Origin of the sequence: Deinococcus arcticus (assembly GCF_003028415.1) — a bacterium.
In the GTDB taxonomy this organism is placed as follows: Bacteria; Deinococcota; Deinococci; order Deinococcales; family Deinococcaceae; genus Deinococcus; species Deinococcus arcticus.
Genome location: NZ_PYSV01000010.1, coordinates 119,614 through 132,442, shown reverse-complemented (window position 1 = coordinate 132,442; position 12,829 = coordinate 119,614). Strand labels below are relative to the sequence as shown.

Genomic DNA, 12,829 nt, shown 5'->3' with positions numbered 1-12,829 from the left:
CCCCACGTGGCCCAGGAGAGCCAGGGAACATATGCCCGCGCGCCCAGCGCGTACCATGGGCCGTTAGCGCGCCATGACCCACCCTGCCCCCACCTCTGCCCCCGACACCGCCCGCCTGTTTGCTCCCATCGTGAAGGGGGTGGGGCAGGCCATTGGCGATTACCGCATGATTGAAGACGGCGACCGGGTAATGGTCTGCCTGTCCGGCGGCAAGGACAGCTACACGCTGCTGGACGTGCTGCTGCACCTGCAAAAACGGGCGCCCATTGACTTTGAGCTGGTGGCGGTCAACCTGGACCAGGGCCAGCCGGGCTTTCCCAGGGACGTGCTGCCGCGCCACCTGCGCGAACTGGGCGTGCGCTTTGACGCGCTGAGTGAAGACACCTACAGCGTGGTGAAGGACAAGACGCCTGAGGGAAAAACCACCTGCGCGCTGTGCAGCCGCCTCAGAAGGGGCATTCTGTACGCGCACGCCCGCAAGATTGGCGCCACCAAGATCGCCCTGGGCCACCACCGCGATGACATTCTGGAAACGCTGTTCATGAACCTGTTCTTCGGCGCCCGCCTCAAGGCCATGCCGCCCAAGCTGCAAAGCGACGACGGCACGAACGTGGTGATCCGCCCGCTGGCGTATGTGGCCGAAAGCGAGATCATCCGCTATGCCCAGGCGCGCGCCTTTCCCATCATTCCCTGCAACCTGTGCGGCAGTCAGGAGAACCTGCAGCGCAAGATTGTGGGCGAGATGCTCCAGGGCTGGGAGCGCGAGCACCCCGGACGCCTGAACAACATCCTGCGGGCCCTGACCCGCGTGACCCCCAGCCACCTGCTGGACCGCGCGCTGTTCGATTTTGCCTCGCTGAGCGTGACCCCGGCCGAGGGCGACACCGGCTTTGACGCCGAGCGTTACCCCGAGCGCGAATTCCTGACTGACCTGAACGAACTGAGCCTGCTGGGCTAAGACGAGTTCCGAACAAAGCCGTACCCCATGACGGGATGTTTCCGACCGGAGGAACTCGCAGCGCTGCGGAGCAGAGCAGGAAAGGAGACAGCTGCCCGGGCATTGGGCTGGAGCAGTGCCGCAGGCGGGAAACCTCCCCTTCTTCCCGGATGTTCCGGACATGCACGGCCGTCCGTCTAAGTGCCTCGCACCGGGAAACGTTGCTGCGCCCTTCTGAACCGTTGGCCTGGGGGAGGGGCGAGGGACTTAGGCTGCGGCATGCGCGCCCTTCCCTTTGCCCTGGCTGTGCTGGGTTCAGCTCTGGCCCTCTCCCCTGCCCCGCTGCGCTGGAGTGCCCCCGCCGCGCTGCTGGGCTTCGGCGGTCAGGGGCAGGTGGTGACTGCTCCACTGGTGACAGGCCGGGGCCCGGACTTCTCGCAGCTGGAGGTGCGCGGTCCCAACACCGGCAGGGTCACGCAGACCCTTACGCTGCCCACCGCCAAGGCCGGGCCGCCCCTGGCCCCGGCCTGGACGCCGGACCTGAACACGCTGGCGTGGCTGAGCCAGCCGGGGCCAGGACAGGCGCCCACCCTGCATGTGCGGCGGGGAGAAACCCTGCGCACTCTGGGCGGCCCGGGCCAAGGCCTGGAAGGTGCACAGGTCCTGGCCCTCAGCCCAGATGGCCAAGCGCTGTATGTGGGCAACTTCAACGGCGACGTGCAGGTGTGGAACACGGACAGCGGCGAGCGGGAACACACGCTGCTGCAGAACAGCTGGGGCGCCGAACGTCTGCGGCCCAGCCTGGACGGCACACGGTTGTTCGTGGGGACGCGGAGCCACGCCACGGTGTACGACACCCGCACCTGGGCGGCCCAGGCCCTCCCGGGCGCCTTTGCCAAAACCGCGCGCTCGCTGGCCTTTACCCCGGACAGCCGCGCCCTGTATGTGGCCGACGGCCACGACCCGGTGCGCCGCTACGCCCTGACCACGCCCGGCCGCGTGACCACGCTGCCGCGCCCCACCGCACCCTGCGACATGCCCTTCTGGCAGGGCCGCTGCGCGGCGGGCCCCGTTACCCTGAGCCTGAGTGCCGGTGGCCGCACGCTACTGGTGGGGTACTTTAGCGGCCTCGCCGTGGTGTACGGCGCAGCCACCGGGCGGGAACAGGGCCGGCAGGCTGGCACGCTGCCGTTCTTCACGGCCATGACCCCGGACGGCCAGACCCTGCTGAGTGGCGGGGTGGGCGGCACGCCCCTGCAGGCCCGGCCGCTGCCCCAGGCCGCTTGATCCATGCCAGGCGCGGCTGTCCGCGCTGTTGGGGTCAGGCACGGCCAACGACTCGCCGCGCGCATTCGTCTCAAGGTCCACATCATCGCTCCGGTGAAACACCGGGACCGGCCGCTGCTGGGTGGAGGTGAGAGCGGCCATGGTGTCAGGGGCGTCCCCGCCGCGCACCGGCAGAGCAGCCCCGCAGGGCAACGTGAGGGGCCGCCGTCTGTCCAGCACAGACGCGGCCCCCTGGCAGAGCCGGTTACCCCTGCTCGGTATAGGCCCCCAGCCGGCGAAAGCGCGCCGCACGGCTCTGTTTCAGTTCCTCCGGGCTTTGCCCCATCAGCTCGCGCAGGTGGCGGCTGACCGCCTCGCCCACCGCCTGGGCCGCCGCGTCGGCGTTGCCGTGGGCGCCGCCCGCCGGCTCGGGAATCACCTCTTCCACGATGCCCAGCTCCAGCAGGTCCGGGGCAGTCAGCTTCAGGGCCTCGGCGGCCAGGGGGGCCTTGCTGGCATCCTTCCAGATAATGCTGGCCGCGCCCTCAGGGGAAATGACCGAGTACCACGCATTTTCCTGAATCAGCACCCGGTTGCCCACGCCAATGGCCAGCGCGCCGCCCGAGCCGCCTTCCCCAATCACCACGTTCACCACCGGCACGCGCAGGTTCAGCATGCGGCGAATGCTCTCGGCAATGGCCCAGCCCTGGCCGCGCTCCTCGGCTTCCAGGCCCGGGTAGGCGCCCTGGGTGTCCACCAGCGCCACCACCGGCAGACCAAACTTGTCGGCCAGATCCATCAGACGCACGGCCTTGCGGTAGCCCTCGGGGTTGGCGCTGCCGAAGCGGCGCTTGATCTTGCTTTTGGTGTCGCGGCCCTTCTGCTGCAGCAGCAGCATCACGGGCACGCCCTGCCAGCGCGCCGGCCCGCCGATCAGCGCGGGGTCGTCGCCGTAGCGGCGGTCGCCGTGCAACTCGGTAAATTCGGTGCACAGGCGCTCCACGTAGTCCAGCGCGGTGGGCCGCCCGGGCGCGCGGGCCAGCCCCACCCGGTCCCAGCGGCTGAGTGGCTCCCGGGCCTGCTCGGCTTTGAGACGCTCCACCTCCGCGCGCAGGGGCACAATGGCGGCGTCCAGGTTCTGCCCGGTCCGCTGGGCGGTGCCTTCCAGATCGCGCACGCGGGCTTCAAGTTCACGCAGGGTGTCCACGGTCCGGGTCATGCGCCCGCCCCCACGGCCGTTTCCCGGCGGGTCAGCAGCCCCAGCAGCGAGGCCAGATACGCGCGGTGCTCGCGGCGGTCCACCACCGCGTCTACCATGCCGTGCGCCAGAAGGAACTCAGCGCGCTGAAAGCCCTCAGGGAGGCTCTGGCGAATGGTCTGCTGAATCACGCGCGGCCCGGCAAAACCAATCAGGGCGCCGGGCTCGGCCACGATCACGTCAGCAATGGTGGCGAAGCTGGCGGTCACGCCGCCCGTGGTGGGGTCGGTCAGCACACTCACGTAGGGCAGGCCGCGCTCGGTCAGGGCTTCCAGGGCCACAGTGGTTTTGGCCATCTGCATCAGGGAGAGCGCACTTTCCTGCATGCGCGCCCCGCCGCTGGCGGTCACGATCACCAGGGGCGTGCCGGCCTCGGCGGCGTGCTCGGCGGCGCGGGCAATCTCTTCGCCCACCACACTGCCCATGCTGCCCCCCGAAAAGGCGAAGTCCATCACGGCCACGGTTACCGGCAGCCCCAGGATGGTGCCGCTGCCAGTCAGGATAGCGTCGGGGCGGCCGGTTTTCTTCTGGGCGCGCCTTAAGCGCTCCGGGTAGCTCTCGGTGTCCTGGAACCCCAGGGCGTCGGTGGGGTGCACCCGCCCAGAACGCTGGACGAAGCTGTCTTCATCCAGCAGCACGCTCACGCGCTGGCCGGCGTCCAGGCGCAGGTGGTGGCCGCACTTGGGGCACACGAAGGCGGCCGCTTCCAGTTCGCGGTTGTATAGCCCCTCTTTGCAGGCGGGGCACTGGGTCCACAGGTCGGGCACGTCGGAGCCCGGCTGCACCTGCGGGCGACGGCGACGAAAAAAACGGTCAAGGGCCATGCGGTCAAACTCCTCTTTGGGATGAACTGCCTACCCGCGCATTCTAGGGCGGGCACCCGCAGAGGGCTGCACCGGGTTCAAGTGCCGGGCGCCGCGCCGCTTCAGCCCAGCCTGGTTTTCAGGTAGTCGTCCAGCTGCGCCAGTTGCAGGTTCATGTCGCGCCCCAGGGCGTCTACGCGGGCGCTCAGGGCCGCCACCTCGCTGCTCTGCCCGCTGCCAGCCTCCAGCGCCTGCAAGCGGCGGTCCAGGTGCTCTTGCAGCTGGGCAAAGCGGCTGCCCTCCTGGCTGTCCAGGCTCACGCGCAGGGCTTCCATATCGCGCAGCAGCCGGGCGCTGTCGGCCTGGGCACGCAGGCCCGTCAGCCCGGCCCAGAAGTAGAACAGCAGCGTCATCAGCGTGGCCAGGACCAGCAGCACCAGCCCCATGGGCACGCCCCGGTAGGTCACGAAGCCCAGGCTCAGGGTGTGCGGGTACATCAGGGCGTTGGTGTTCAGCACCGCGAACAGCCCCAGCAGCACCAGCAGAGCGATCAGCACGGCGGTCCGCATAATGGGGGCAGCCTACACCGCGCCCAATAGGGCGCACTTGCGCAAACGTTCACGCATCCGCCTTGCCCCACCACTGTCCGGTGTAGGCTGCGGCTTGTATGTCACTCGTCGTGCTGGTCACCCTTCCCCCGGAACGGGCGCTGGATCTGGCCCGGATTCTGGTCAACGAGCATCTGGCTGGCTGCGTGAATATCGTGCCGGGCCTGCAAAGCGTGTACCGCTGGCACGGCGAGGTCGCCGAGGACCCTGAGAGCCTGCTGCTGATCAAGACCACCGGCGAGCAGTACCCCGAGCTGGAAGCGCGCATCAAGGCCCTGCACCCCTATGAGGTGCCCGAGATCATCGCCCTGCAGTACGACCGCGCCCTGCCAGAATTTCAGTCATGGCTGCGCGGGGCCCTGGAACCGGGGCCGCGTTAAACCTCTCAGGCAAAGCGCGCCGCCCAGAGAATGCCGGGCGGCGCGCTTTGCCTGCTGTGCCTTACTGGAAGTTGCTGAGCACCACGCTCACGTCTTTCAGGGTAAAGGCCATGGTGCAGCCCGCCAGCTCGTTCTGGCTGGCGCGAATCTTGGCTTCCACGGACGCGGTGTTCCTGCCGCCGGAAGTCAGCACGGTAAAGAAGTTGACCACCGTGCCCGCATCGGGGGCCGTCACGTTCAGGGTGCCTGCCGAGACGTCATAGGTGGCGGTGCCCACCCCTTCAGACTTCCTGGTCAGGGTGAAGGCGGCCAGATCACGGTCCGCGCCGCTGTCGAACGTGGCCTTGTTGGCGGCGTCGCTGGCCTCCAGCTTCACGCGGCGCACCGTCAGGTTGACCTGTTGGGGCTTGGCGCACAGGCCATTGACATCCACCCTGGCAAACCCGGTCTTGAATTCCAGACCCGTGGGTTTGATGTTCAGAGGCAGCTCGGGAATGGTGATGTCATCGAAGGGGGCGCCGGCGGTGCTGTAGCTGACGGTGCCCACCACCGCTTCAATCGTGAGCGGCGAGGACGCCACCAGCTGCTTGCCTTCCAGACCAGCAGGGTTGCTGACCGTCTGGGGCGGAATAAACGAGCCCACAACCCGCCCGCAGCCTGACAGGACCAGCGCGGCGCTCAGGGCGGCAACCGAAACAATGACCTTTTTCATGGGAACTCCTTGAAACACAACGGGGCCAGAGGGCGAACTACCCGGACCCCTCAAGTGTACAGAAAGGCTCAAGGCCAGCCCATGAAGTGGCTCACGACAGGGTCAGGCGGCAATAAAAATCCCCGCCACATCTGGGCGGGGGGACTTCTCTTGTGGCGGGCCCTGTAGGACTTGAACCCACGACCTACGGTTTTGGAGACCGCCGCTCTACCAACTGAGCTAAGGACCCTTCTCGCGCCTCACAGCAGCGCGGGCCTGTGCAGAGTAGCAGAGCCCCCGACAGGCGTGCAAGGGGGCCACAGACACGCCGGGGCTGTCCCAGCAGGCCGATCACGGCTGCCGCCCAGCCCTGCGCCAAACGGCTTAGACGACCCCCCGCCCAGGCCCAAATACTCTAGGTTAAGCGGTGATGACCGCCAAGCAAGCGGCGCAGCGGCCCCGGGGCGCGAGGACGCGTGCAGCCCAGGTGTTGAGCGCGCTGGAGACCCTGTACCCCGACGCCCGCACCGAACTGGAGTTCCGCACTCCCTTTGAACTGCTGGTGGCTACGGTGCTGAGTGCCCAGGCCACCGACGTGAGCGTGAACGCGGCCACACCCGCCCTGTTCGCCGCCTACCCCGATGCCCAGGCCATGAGCCGGGCCGAGCCCGAGGACATAGAGCCCCTGATTCGCCGCATTGGCCTGTACCGCGCCAAGGCCCGCCATCTGGCGGCGCTGGCCCGGCTGCTTCTGGAGCGCCACGGCGGCGAGGTGCCCAACGACTTTGACGCCGTGGTGGCCCTGCCCGGCGCCGGGCGCAAGACAGCCAATGTGGTGCTCAGCAACGCCTACGGCTTTCCGGCCATTGCTGTGGACACCCATGTGGGCCGCCTGAGCCGCCGCCTGGCCCTGAGCACCCAGACCAACCCCGACAAGGTGGAGGCCGATCTGCAGGCCCTCTTTCCACGTAAGCGCTGGGTGTTTCTGCACCACGCGCTGATTCTGCATGGGCGCCGGGTCTGCACGGCCCGCAAGCCCGACTGCCCGGGCTGCGTCATGAATCCCTTTTGCCCCAAGGTGGGTGTGGCATGAAGGGGCGCGGCCTGTCCTGGCACTTTTCCCGGCAGGTGTGGCTGTTCCTGATCTCGGTGTTCGTGTTCGGACTGTCGCAGGCGTTCACGGCCCTGTTCCTGAACTTCTACCTGCGCGCCCTGGGCCTGGGCGCCGAGTGGCAGGGGCTGATGAACGCTCTGCCCGCCGTCACCCTGGCCGCCCTGAGCCTGCCGGCCGTGGCCCTGGCCCGGCGCATCAGCAACGCGCACACTCTGAAGGTGGGGGCCGCGCTGGGCCTGGTGGGCACCGCGCTGCTGGTGGGGGCCACCGGCCCGGTGCTGGTGATCCTGGGGGCCATCGTGCAGGGGGCCGGCGCCGCCCTGAGCATCGTGGCGGGCTCACCCTTCATGGCCAACCACAGCAACGAGCGCACCCGCGTGACCCTCTTCAGCGTGCAAAGCGCCCTGATGACCGGAGCCGGGTTCCTGGGCAATCTGCTGGGCGGGCAGGTGCCCTCGGCCTACGCAGGCTGGACCGGCACCGAGCCGGACGGCCTGGGCGCCCTGCGCGCGGCGCTGGCGGTGGCTGCCGGCCTGCAACTGCTGGGCCTGCTGCCCGTGCTGGGCCTGAAGCCCACGGGCAAAACGGTGCGGGAGGGGCGCAGTTTCCGCGTGCAGGACAAGCGCACCATGGCCCGGCTGGTGCTGCCCAACATTCTGGTGGGCCTGGGGGCCGGGGCCACCATTCCCTTTCTGAACGTGTTTATCGAGGGCAAGTTTGGCATCAGTTACGCGGGACTGGGCACACTGTTTGCCTGGACCAGTTTGGCCACCGCCGCCACCGCGCTGCTGCAGCCGCTGCTGGTGCGGCGCCTGGGCCAGTTGCAGGCCGTGCTGCTGGTGCAGGCCACCAGTCTGCCGTTTCTGGCCCTGCTGGGCTTTGCCCCCAGCCTGTGGCTGGTCACGGCCGCCCTGTTCACGCGCGGCGCCCTGATGAACGCCGCGGGCCCGGTGTATTCCGCCTACGCCATGACCGCCCTGCCCGAGGATGACCGGCCCATGTACTCGGCGGTCAACGTGATTGCCTGGGACCTGGGCTGGGCGGCCAGCAGCGTGCTCTCGGGCGTGGTGCGCGGGGCGCTGCCCTTTGGGGCCGCCTTTCAGCTGCTGTTTGCCTGGACCCTGCTGATGTACGCCGCCAGCGTGCTGGCCATCTATCTGGGCCTGTACCGGCCAGCGCGCATGAAGGCGGCCCCAATTCCCACTTCACCGCCCGCCTGAACGTCTGTGCCCGGAAGGGGGGTAGACTGCGAAGTGATGAGTGATACGTCTCCCCTTCGCCGCCTGCACCGCGTTCAGGAGCTGGACCTGAACCTCGACCGCCTGCGCGACGAGGAACGCAATATTCCCGACGATCTGCGCGGAGCCCGCGCCGAGCAGGAGCGCCTGAACAACGAGCTGGAAGACACCGAAATTACCCTGGAAGGCGTGGACCGGCAGGTGCGCCAGCAGGAGCTGGACCTCGCCGGCACCCGCGAGCAGATTGCCCGCGCCCGCGAGGAGCAGGAGAAGAACGCCTTTGATGCCCGCGCGCAGTCGCAGTACGGCAGCCGCATTCAGATGCTCTCCGAGCGCGCCGACGAGATGGAAGAGGACCTGGGCCCCTTAAAGGCCCGGCAGCAGGAACTGAACGAGCGCTCGGCCGCCCTGCGCGCCCAGCACCGCGCCCTGCGCCCCACCCTGAACGAGCTGGAAACGCGCGACGAGGCCCGCGTCCAGGACCTGCGCGACCAGGGCGCCGCCGACCGCCAGGAACGCGCCGATCTGGTCGGGGCCCTGGACGCCCGCACCGTACGCGAATACGACCTGATTCGCCGCGCGAAAAAGGGCCTGGGCGTGGTGGAGATCAAGGCCGGGCGCTGCAGCGGCTGCAACGTGAACCTGCCGGTCAACGTGCAGCAGAAAGCCGCCCAGGGCAAGCTGCCCCCGGTGAAGTGCCCCAGCTGTGGCCGCTTCCTGATCCGCCTCGATCTGGCGTAAGAGGCTGGTGCGCCCGCCCTGTCCAGTGCGCTGGGGGGCGGGATTTTTCAGGCCATGGGCCATGAGTTCTGGGGGATGGCTCATGGCCCAGAGCCCACGGCCCTCTTATACGGATTCCGTTCATTTCCGTAACATCCGGGAAAGAGCCGAATGTTCCTCCAATTCCCGGAAATCCGCATCTTTTCCTGCTCCCTTCGGTCGAAAAAATTCCGTAACTCGTTACGGAATTTTTCGGAACCCGTATTAAAATTCGTCCCGGTCAAATACAGCCGCAATCTGCTCGCGGCTCAGGCCCTGGCCCAGCAGGATCAGCAGCAGCAGCCGGGCCTTGTGGGCGTTGAGAAAACTGGCGGGAATGGCCCCGGCCGCCACCAGCGTGGCGCCGCCGCCCGCGTAGCCATAGACCGGCAGCACGGGCCCGGCGTGGGTGCGCGTGGCAATGACCACGGGTTTCTCGGTGGCCTGAATGAGGGGCAGCAGCTCTGCGGGCAGGTTGCCGGTGCCCAGGGCGGCGATCACCAGCCCATCGGCCTGGGCGGCGGCCCCGGCGTAGCCCTCGCCCGTCCAGCCCGCGTAGGCGTACAGGATGTCCACGCGGCTGGTCAGGTGGGCCGGGTGGTAGGTGGCGCGCGGCTCGGGCATGGCGAAGTAATGCACCCGGGCGCGCGTGCCGTCACGGTCAATGCGGCCAATAGGCCCCGGGTACCCGCCAAAGGCGTCCACGGCGGTGGTGTGAATCTTGGTCACGGTGCGGGCGTCGAAAATATCGCCGCCGATCACCACCAGTGGCCCCCGGCCCCGGCTGCTGGCGTGCAGGGCCACGTGCGCGGCGTCCAGCAGATTGGCCGGGCCGTCCCAGGACACCTCCTCGGCGTGGCGCATGCTGCCGGTCAGAACCACCGGAATAGGCACGTCCAGCAGCAGGTGCAGGGCAAAGGCGGTTTCTTCCAGCGTGTCGGTGCCGTGGGTGACCACCACGCCGTCGTGGGCTGGCGCCAGGTCGCGGATCAGCGCGGCCAGCTGGCCCATGTGGGCCGGGGTCACATGCGGGCTGGGCAGGTTGAAGGGCTGGGCGTCCGTGACCTGCACGCCGCCCAGGCCCGGCAGGCTGGGGGGCTGCTGCGGGGTCAGGCCGCGCCCATCGGGGCTGGGGCGGCTGGCGATGGTGCCGCCCGTGTGAATCACCGCGAGCCGGGGTGGGGTGGACATGGCCGGCATGCTACCGCTGGGGCGGGCGGGCTGGCAGGGCAGCGGGCAGGGTCAGCGCCGCAGGCGCACCCACACGAGGGCCAGTCCGAACACCGCCGCGCCCAGGGGCAGTTCGGCCAGCAGCGCGGCCCCCACCTCGGTGCCGCCCCGGGTGCGCTGCCACAGGCCAATGCCCACCCACAGCAGGGCGGCGGCCAGGGCCATCAGCAACTGGCGGGCCAGCGGCGGCACGCGCCCCTTACTCCCGCGCCGCGTCAATCAGGGCCTGGGCGCCCTGGTTCAGCATGTCGGTGGCCAGCTCGGCGCCCAGATCGGCGCATTCGCCGGGGTCGCCCTGGGTGGTGCCGCGAATCACCTTGGTGCCGTCCAGCGCGCCCACCCAGCCTTCCAGGGTCAGCACGCCGCCCTTGACGCTGGCGTGCGCGCCCACCGGCGCCATGCACCCGGCGCCCAGCCCGGCCAGGAACTCGCGCTCGGCGGTAATGCGGTCATCGGTGGTGTGGTCGTGGATGGCGTAGGCCACCTCGATACTCAGGTCGTCATCGGCGCGGGTTTCCAGGGCCAGGGCGCCCTGGCCGGGGGCGGGCAGCAGGATATCGGGTTCCAGGAATTCGTCAATGCGGTGGCGCATCTCGGTGCGGATCAGGCCAGCGGCGGCCAGGATGATCGCGTCGTACTCGTCGCCGGCCAGCGCAGCGAGGCGGGTGTCGATGTTGCCGCGCAGGTTCACGATCTGCAGATCGGGGCGGTAGGCGCGCAGGAACGCCTTGCGCCGCACGCTGCTGGTGCCCACCCGGGCGCCCTGCGGCAGCTCCGCAAGCTTTTTCATGCCTTCTTTGCCGATCAACACGTCGCGCGCGTCCACCCGGCGGGGAATGGCGCTGACCTCCAGGCCCTCAGGCTGCTCGGTGGGCAGGTCCTTGAGCGAATGCACCGCAATGTCAATGCGCCCCCCCAGCAGGGCGTCCTCGATTTCCTTGACCCAGAACCCCTTGTCGCCTTTCTGGGCCATGGCTTCCAGGCTGCCCCGGTTGCGGTCACCGCCCGTACTGATCGTCTGGATGCGGAAGTCCGTGTCGGGCCATTCCTCTTTCAGCCGGGCCACCACCCAGTGGGTCTGTGCGAGCGCCAGAGTCGAGCCGCGCGTGCCTACCGTCACCATCCGCATAACCTGGCCAGTATACGGGCTGGGAACCGAACAGGCGGTCAGCCAGGTCCCGGCGCCCGGCACAATGGCGGTAGATGACGAGCTTGACGCACGCCTTGACCTGGGGGGTGGGCCTGGGCCCTGGCCCCCTTGAACCCGCCGACCTGTTCCTGCTGCGCGAGCTGGGGGTGGGCGCTGCCCGCGTTGCCGTTCCCTGGGCCGCCACGCAGCCCACGGGCCGGGGCCGACTGAACGCGGCGGCGCTGGGCCTTTACGACCGCCTGACCGACGACCTGCTGGCCCTGGGCGTGCAGCCGTGGCTGAGCCTGGACGGCGAGCTGCCCCCGGCCGTGGACGCGGCGGGCGGCTGGCTGTCCCGCGACACCGCTTCCCGCTTCGAGGAGTACGCCTCTTGGGTGGGTGAGGCGCTGGCGGACCGCGCGGCGGCCTTCTTGACGCTGTGGCCCACGCTGGGCACGCCCCCGGCGCCACCGTTCCTGAGCAGCTTCCCGGCGCACCACCACCGCCTGCTGGCGCACGGCCTTGCGGCCCGGGTGCTGCGCGAAACCGGCGCGCAGCAGGTGGGCCTGGGCCATCACTTCGCCCCGGCGTGGCCTGCCCGCGACCACGACGCCGACGGGCAGGCCGCGGCCCTGGTGGCCGCGTGGCGCAGCGGCCTGTGTACCGGGCCCGTGCTGCGCGCCGCCTACCCTGCCCCGGTGGTGGCCCTGCTGAACGAGCACGCCCCCGCCCTGCTGGACGCCGTGCGCCCCGGGGACCTGGACACCATCGCCACGCCACTGGACCTGCTGGGCGTGGGGTACGACCAGCCCGCCTGGGTGCAGGCCCGCCCGGGTGCGCCGCTGGGCCTGGACGTGGGCCCGGTGCCTGAACGTGAGCGCAACGGCGCCGAGGGGCTGACACAGGTGCTGACTGACCTGAAGGCACAACTGGGAGAGGCGGGGCCGCCGCTGCTGGTGGCGTTGGAGGGCGTATGGGCCGCTGCCCCCTTGCCGGATGGCCGGGTGCCGGACAGTGGGCGGGTTCGCTTTCTGGAGGGGCATCTTCCGGCGGTGGTGGAGGCGGCAGAGCGGGGGGTGGCGGTGCGGGGGGTTCTCGTGGGGGAACTGCTGGACCGGGGGGAGGGGCAGGGGTTGGTGAGGTTGGATGAAGGAACGGGAGCGCGGGTTCGGAAGGGGAGTTTTGGGTGGGTGGCAGGGGTGGTTCGGGGGGGATGAGGGCGGCGCTCCCTGGCGTTGCCCCACCCCCCCAGCCCCCCTCCCCCAGAGGAGCAGGGGGGAGTTTTCCGCTGCGCTCGGCCGTTGACTGACGGTGTGGGGTGGCCCGGCTTCGCCCCGCGATGTACGCCGTCGCCTTTCTCCGCCCATCACCGTACGCCCGTGCGCTGCGCGCACGACGGCTTCCGTTGCTGGCCCT

General features: G+C 69.4%; 14 protein-coding genes and 1 tRNA gene. 7 read left to right on the top strand and 8 right to left on the bottom strand.

Annotated features, from left to right (window positions below; translation table 11 throughout):
* Nucleotides 1-73: 73 nt before the first annotated feature.
* Together ttcA and C8263_RS11630 are read left to right on the top strand one after the other, a co-directional pair.
* Nucleotides 74-958: a tRNA 2-thiocytidine(32) synthetase TtcA gene (ttcA, locus tag C8263_RS11635; RefSeq protein ID WP_107138287.1), complete on the top strand. Its 885-nt coding sequence runs from the start codon at nt 74-76 to the stop codon at nt 956-958.
* Nucleotides 959-1,216: 258 nt separating this feature from the next.
* Nucleotides 1,217-2,224 (top strand): WD40 repeat domain-containing protein, encoded by a 1,008-nt coding sequence (locus C8263_RS11630; protein ID WP_107138286.1) that lies wholly within the window; start codon nt 1,217-1,219, stop codon nt 2,222-2,224.
* Between the two features lie 244 nt (nt 2,225-2,468).
* Here C8263_RS11630 and C8263_RS11625 read toward each other — a convergent pair whose 3' ends face one another.
* The 3 genes from C8263_RS11625 to C8263_RS11615 form a co-directional block, all read right to left on the bottom strand.
* Nucleotides 2,469-3,422, bottom strand: coding sequence for an acetyl-CoA carboxylase carboxyltransferase subunit alpha (locus tag C8263_RS11625; RefSeq protein ID WP_107138285.1), 954 nt, complete (start codon nt 3,420-3,422; stop codon nt 2,469-2,471).
* A complete protein-coding gene (gene accD, locus C8263_RS11620; RefSeq protein ID WP_107138284.1) occupies nt 3,419-4,285 on the bottom strand; it encodes an acetyl-CoA carboxylase, carboxyltransferase subunit beta in 867 nt (288 codons plus the stop codon). Before accD ends, C8263_RS11625 begins: the two co-directional genes overlap by 4 nt.
* 101 nt (nt 4,286-4,386) lie before the next feature.
* Nucleotides 4,387-4,833, bottom strand: a complete 447-nt coding sequence (locus C8263_RS11615) for a hypothetical protein (RefSeq protein ID WP_107138283.1) — start codon at nt 4,831-4,833, stop codon at nt 4,387-4,389.
* A gap of 98 nt (nt 4,834-4,931) precedes the next feature.
* Between C8263_RS11615 and cutA the strand changes: the two genes are divergently transcribed.
* A complete protein-coding gene (cutA, locus tag C8263_RS11610; RefSeq protein ID WP_107138282.1) occupies nt 4,932-5,252 on the top strand; it encodes a divalent-cation tolerance protein CutA in 321 nt (106 codons plus the stop codon).
* Nucleotides 5,253-5,313: 61 nt separating this feature from the next.
* Here the strand turns inward: cutA and C8263_RS11605 are convergent, their stop codons facing one another.
* On the bottom strand, nt 5,314-5,964 hold the full coding sequence (locus C8263_RS11605) for a hypothetical protein (RefSeq protein WP_107138281.1): 651 nt from the start codon (nt 5,962-5,964) through the stop codon (nt 5,314-5,316).
* Between the two features lie 153 nt (nt 5,965-6,117).
* Nucleotides 6,118-6,193, bottom strand: a tRNA-Trp gene (locus C8263_RS11600).
* Nucleotides 6,194-6,373: 180 nt separating this feature from the next.
* Between C8263_RS11600 and nth the strand changes: the two genes are divergently transcribed.
* Genes nth through C8263_RS11585 form a run of 3 tightly spaced genes read left to right on the top strand, consistent with a single transcriptional unit; the run spans nt 6,374 to nt 9,036 of the window.
* Complete coding sequence (gene nth / locus C8263_RS11595; protein WP_107138280.1) at nt 6,374-7,036, top strand: endonuclease III; 663 nt, start codon at nt 6,374-6,376, stop codon at nt 7,034-7,036.
* An 11-nt stretch (nt 7,037-7,047) separates the two neighbouring features.
* Entirely contained in the window at nt 7,048-8,277 is a 1,230-nt protein-coding gene (locus C8263_RS11590; protein ID WP_107138318.1) for an MFS transporter, read from the top strand.
* A 36-nt stretch (nt 8,278-8,313) separates the two neighbouring features.
* Nucleotides 8,314-9,036 carry a zinc ribbon domain-containing protein gene (locus C8263_RS11585; protein WP_107138279.1) on the top strand — a complete coding sequence of 241 codons (723 nt, stop codon included), beginning with the start codon at nt 8,314-8,316 and terminating at the stop codon, nt 9,034-9,036.
* A gap of 243 nt (nt 9,037-9,279) precedes the next feature.
* Here the strand turns inward: C8263_RS11585 and C8263_RS11580 are convergent, their stop codons facing one another.
* From C8263_RS11580 to hemC, 3 genes are read right to left on the bottom strand one after another with little or no spacing between them, the layout of a single operon-like run.
* Entirely contained in the window at nt 9,280-10,245 is a 966-nt protein-coding gene (locus tag C8263_RS11580; protein WP_408608055.1) for an asparaginase, read from the bottom strand.
* 51 nt (nt 10,246-10,296) lie between these two features.
* On the bottom strand, nt 10,297-10,476 hold the full coding sequence (locus tag C8263_RS11575; RefSeq protein ID WP_107138277.1) for a hypothetical protein: 180 nt from the start codon (nt 10,474-10,476) through the stop codon (nt 10,297-10,299).
* 7 nt (nt 10,477-10,483) lie between these two features.
* Nucleotides 10,484-11,413, bottom strand: coding sequence for a hydroxymethylbilane synthase (hemC, locus tag C8263_RS11570; RefSeq protein WP_107138276.1), 930 nt, complete (start codon nt 11,411-11,413; stop codon nt 10,484-10,486).
* A gap of 74 nt (nt 11,414-11,487) precedes the next feature.
* On the opposite strand from hemC, the gene C8263_RS11565 reads away from it, so the two are divergent.
* Nucleotides 11,488-12,630, top strand: a complete 1,143-nt coding sequence (locus C8263_RS11565; protein WP_107138275.1) for a family 1 glycosylhydrolase — start codon at nt 11,488-11,490, stop codon at nt 12,628-12,630.
* Nucleotides 12,631-12,829 lie beyond the last annotated feature (199 nt).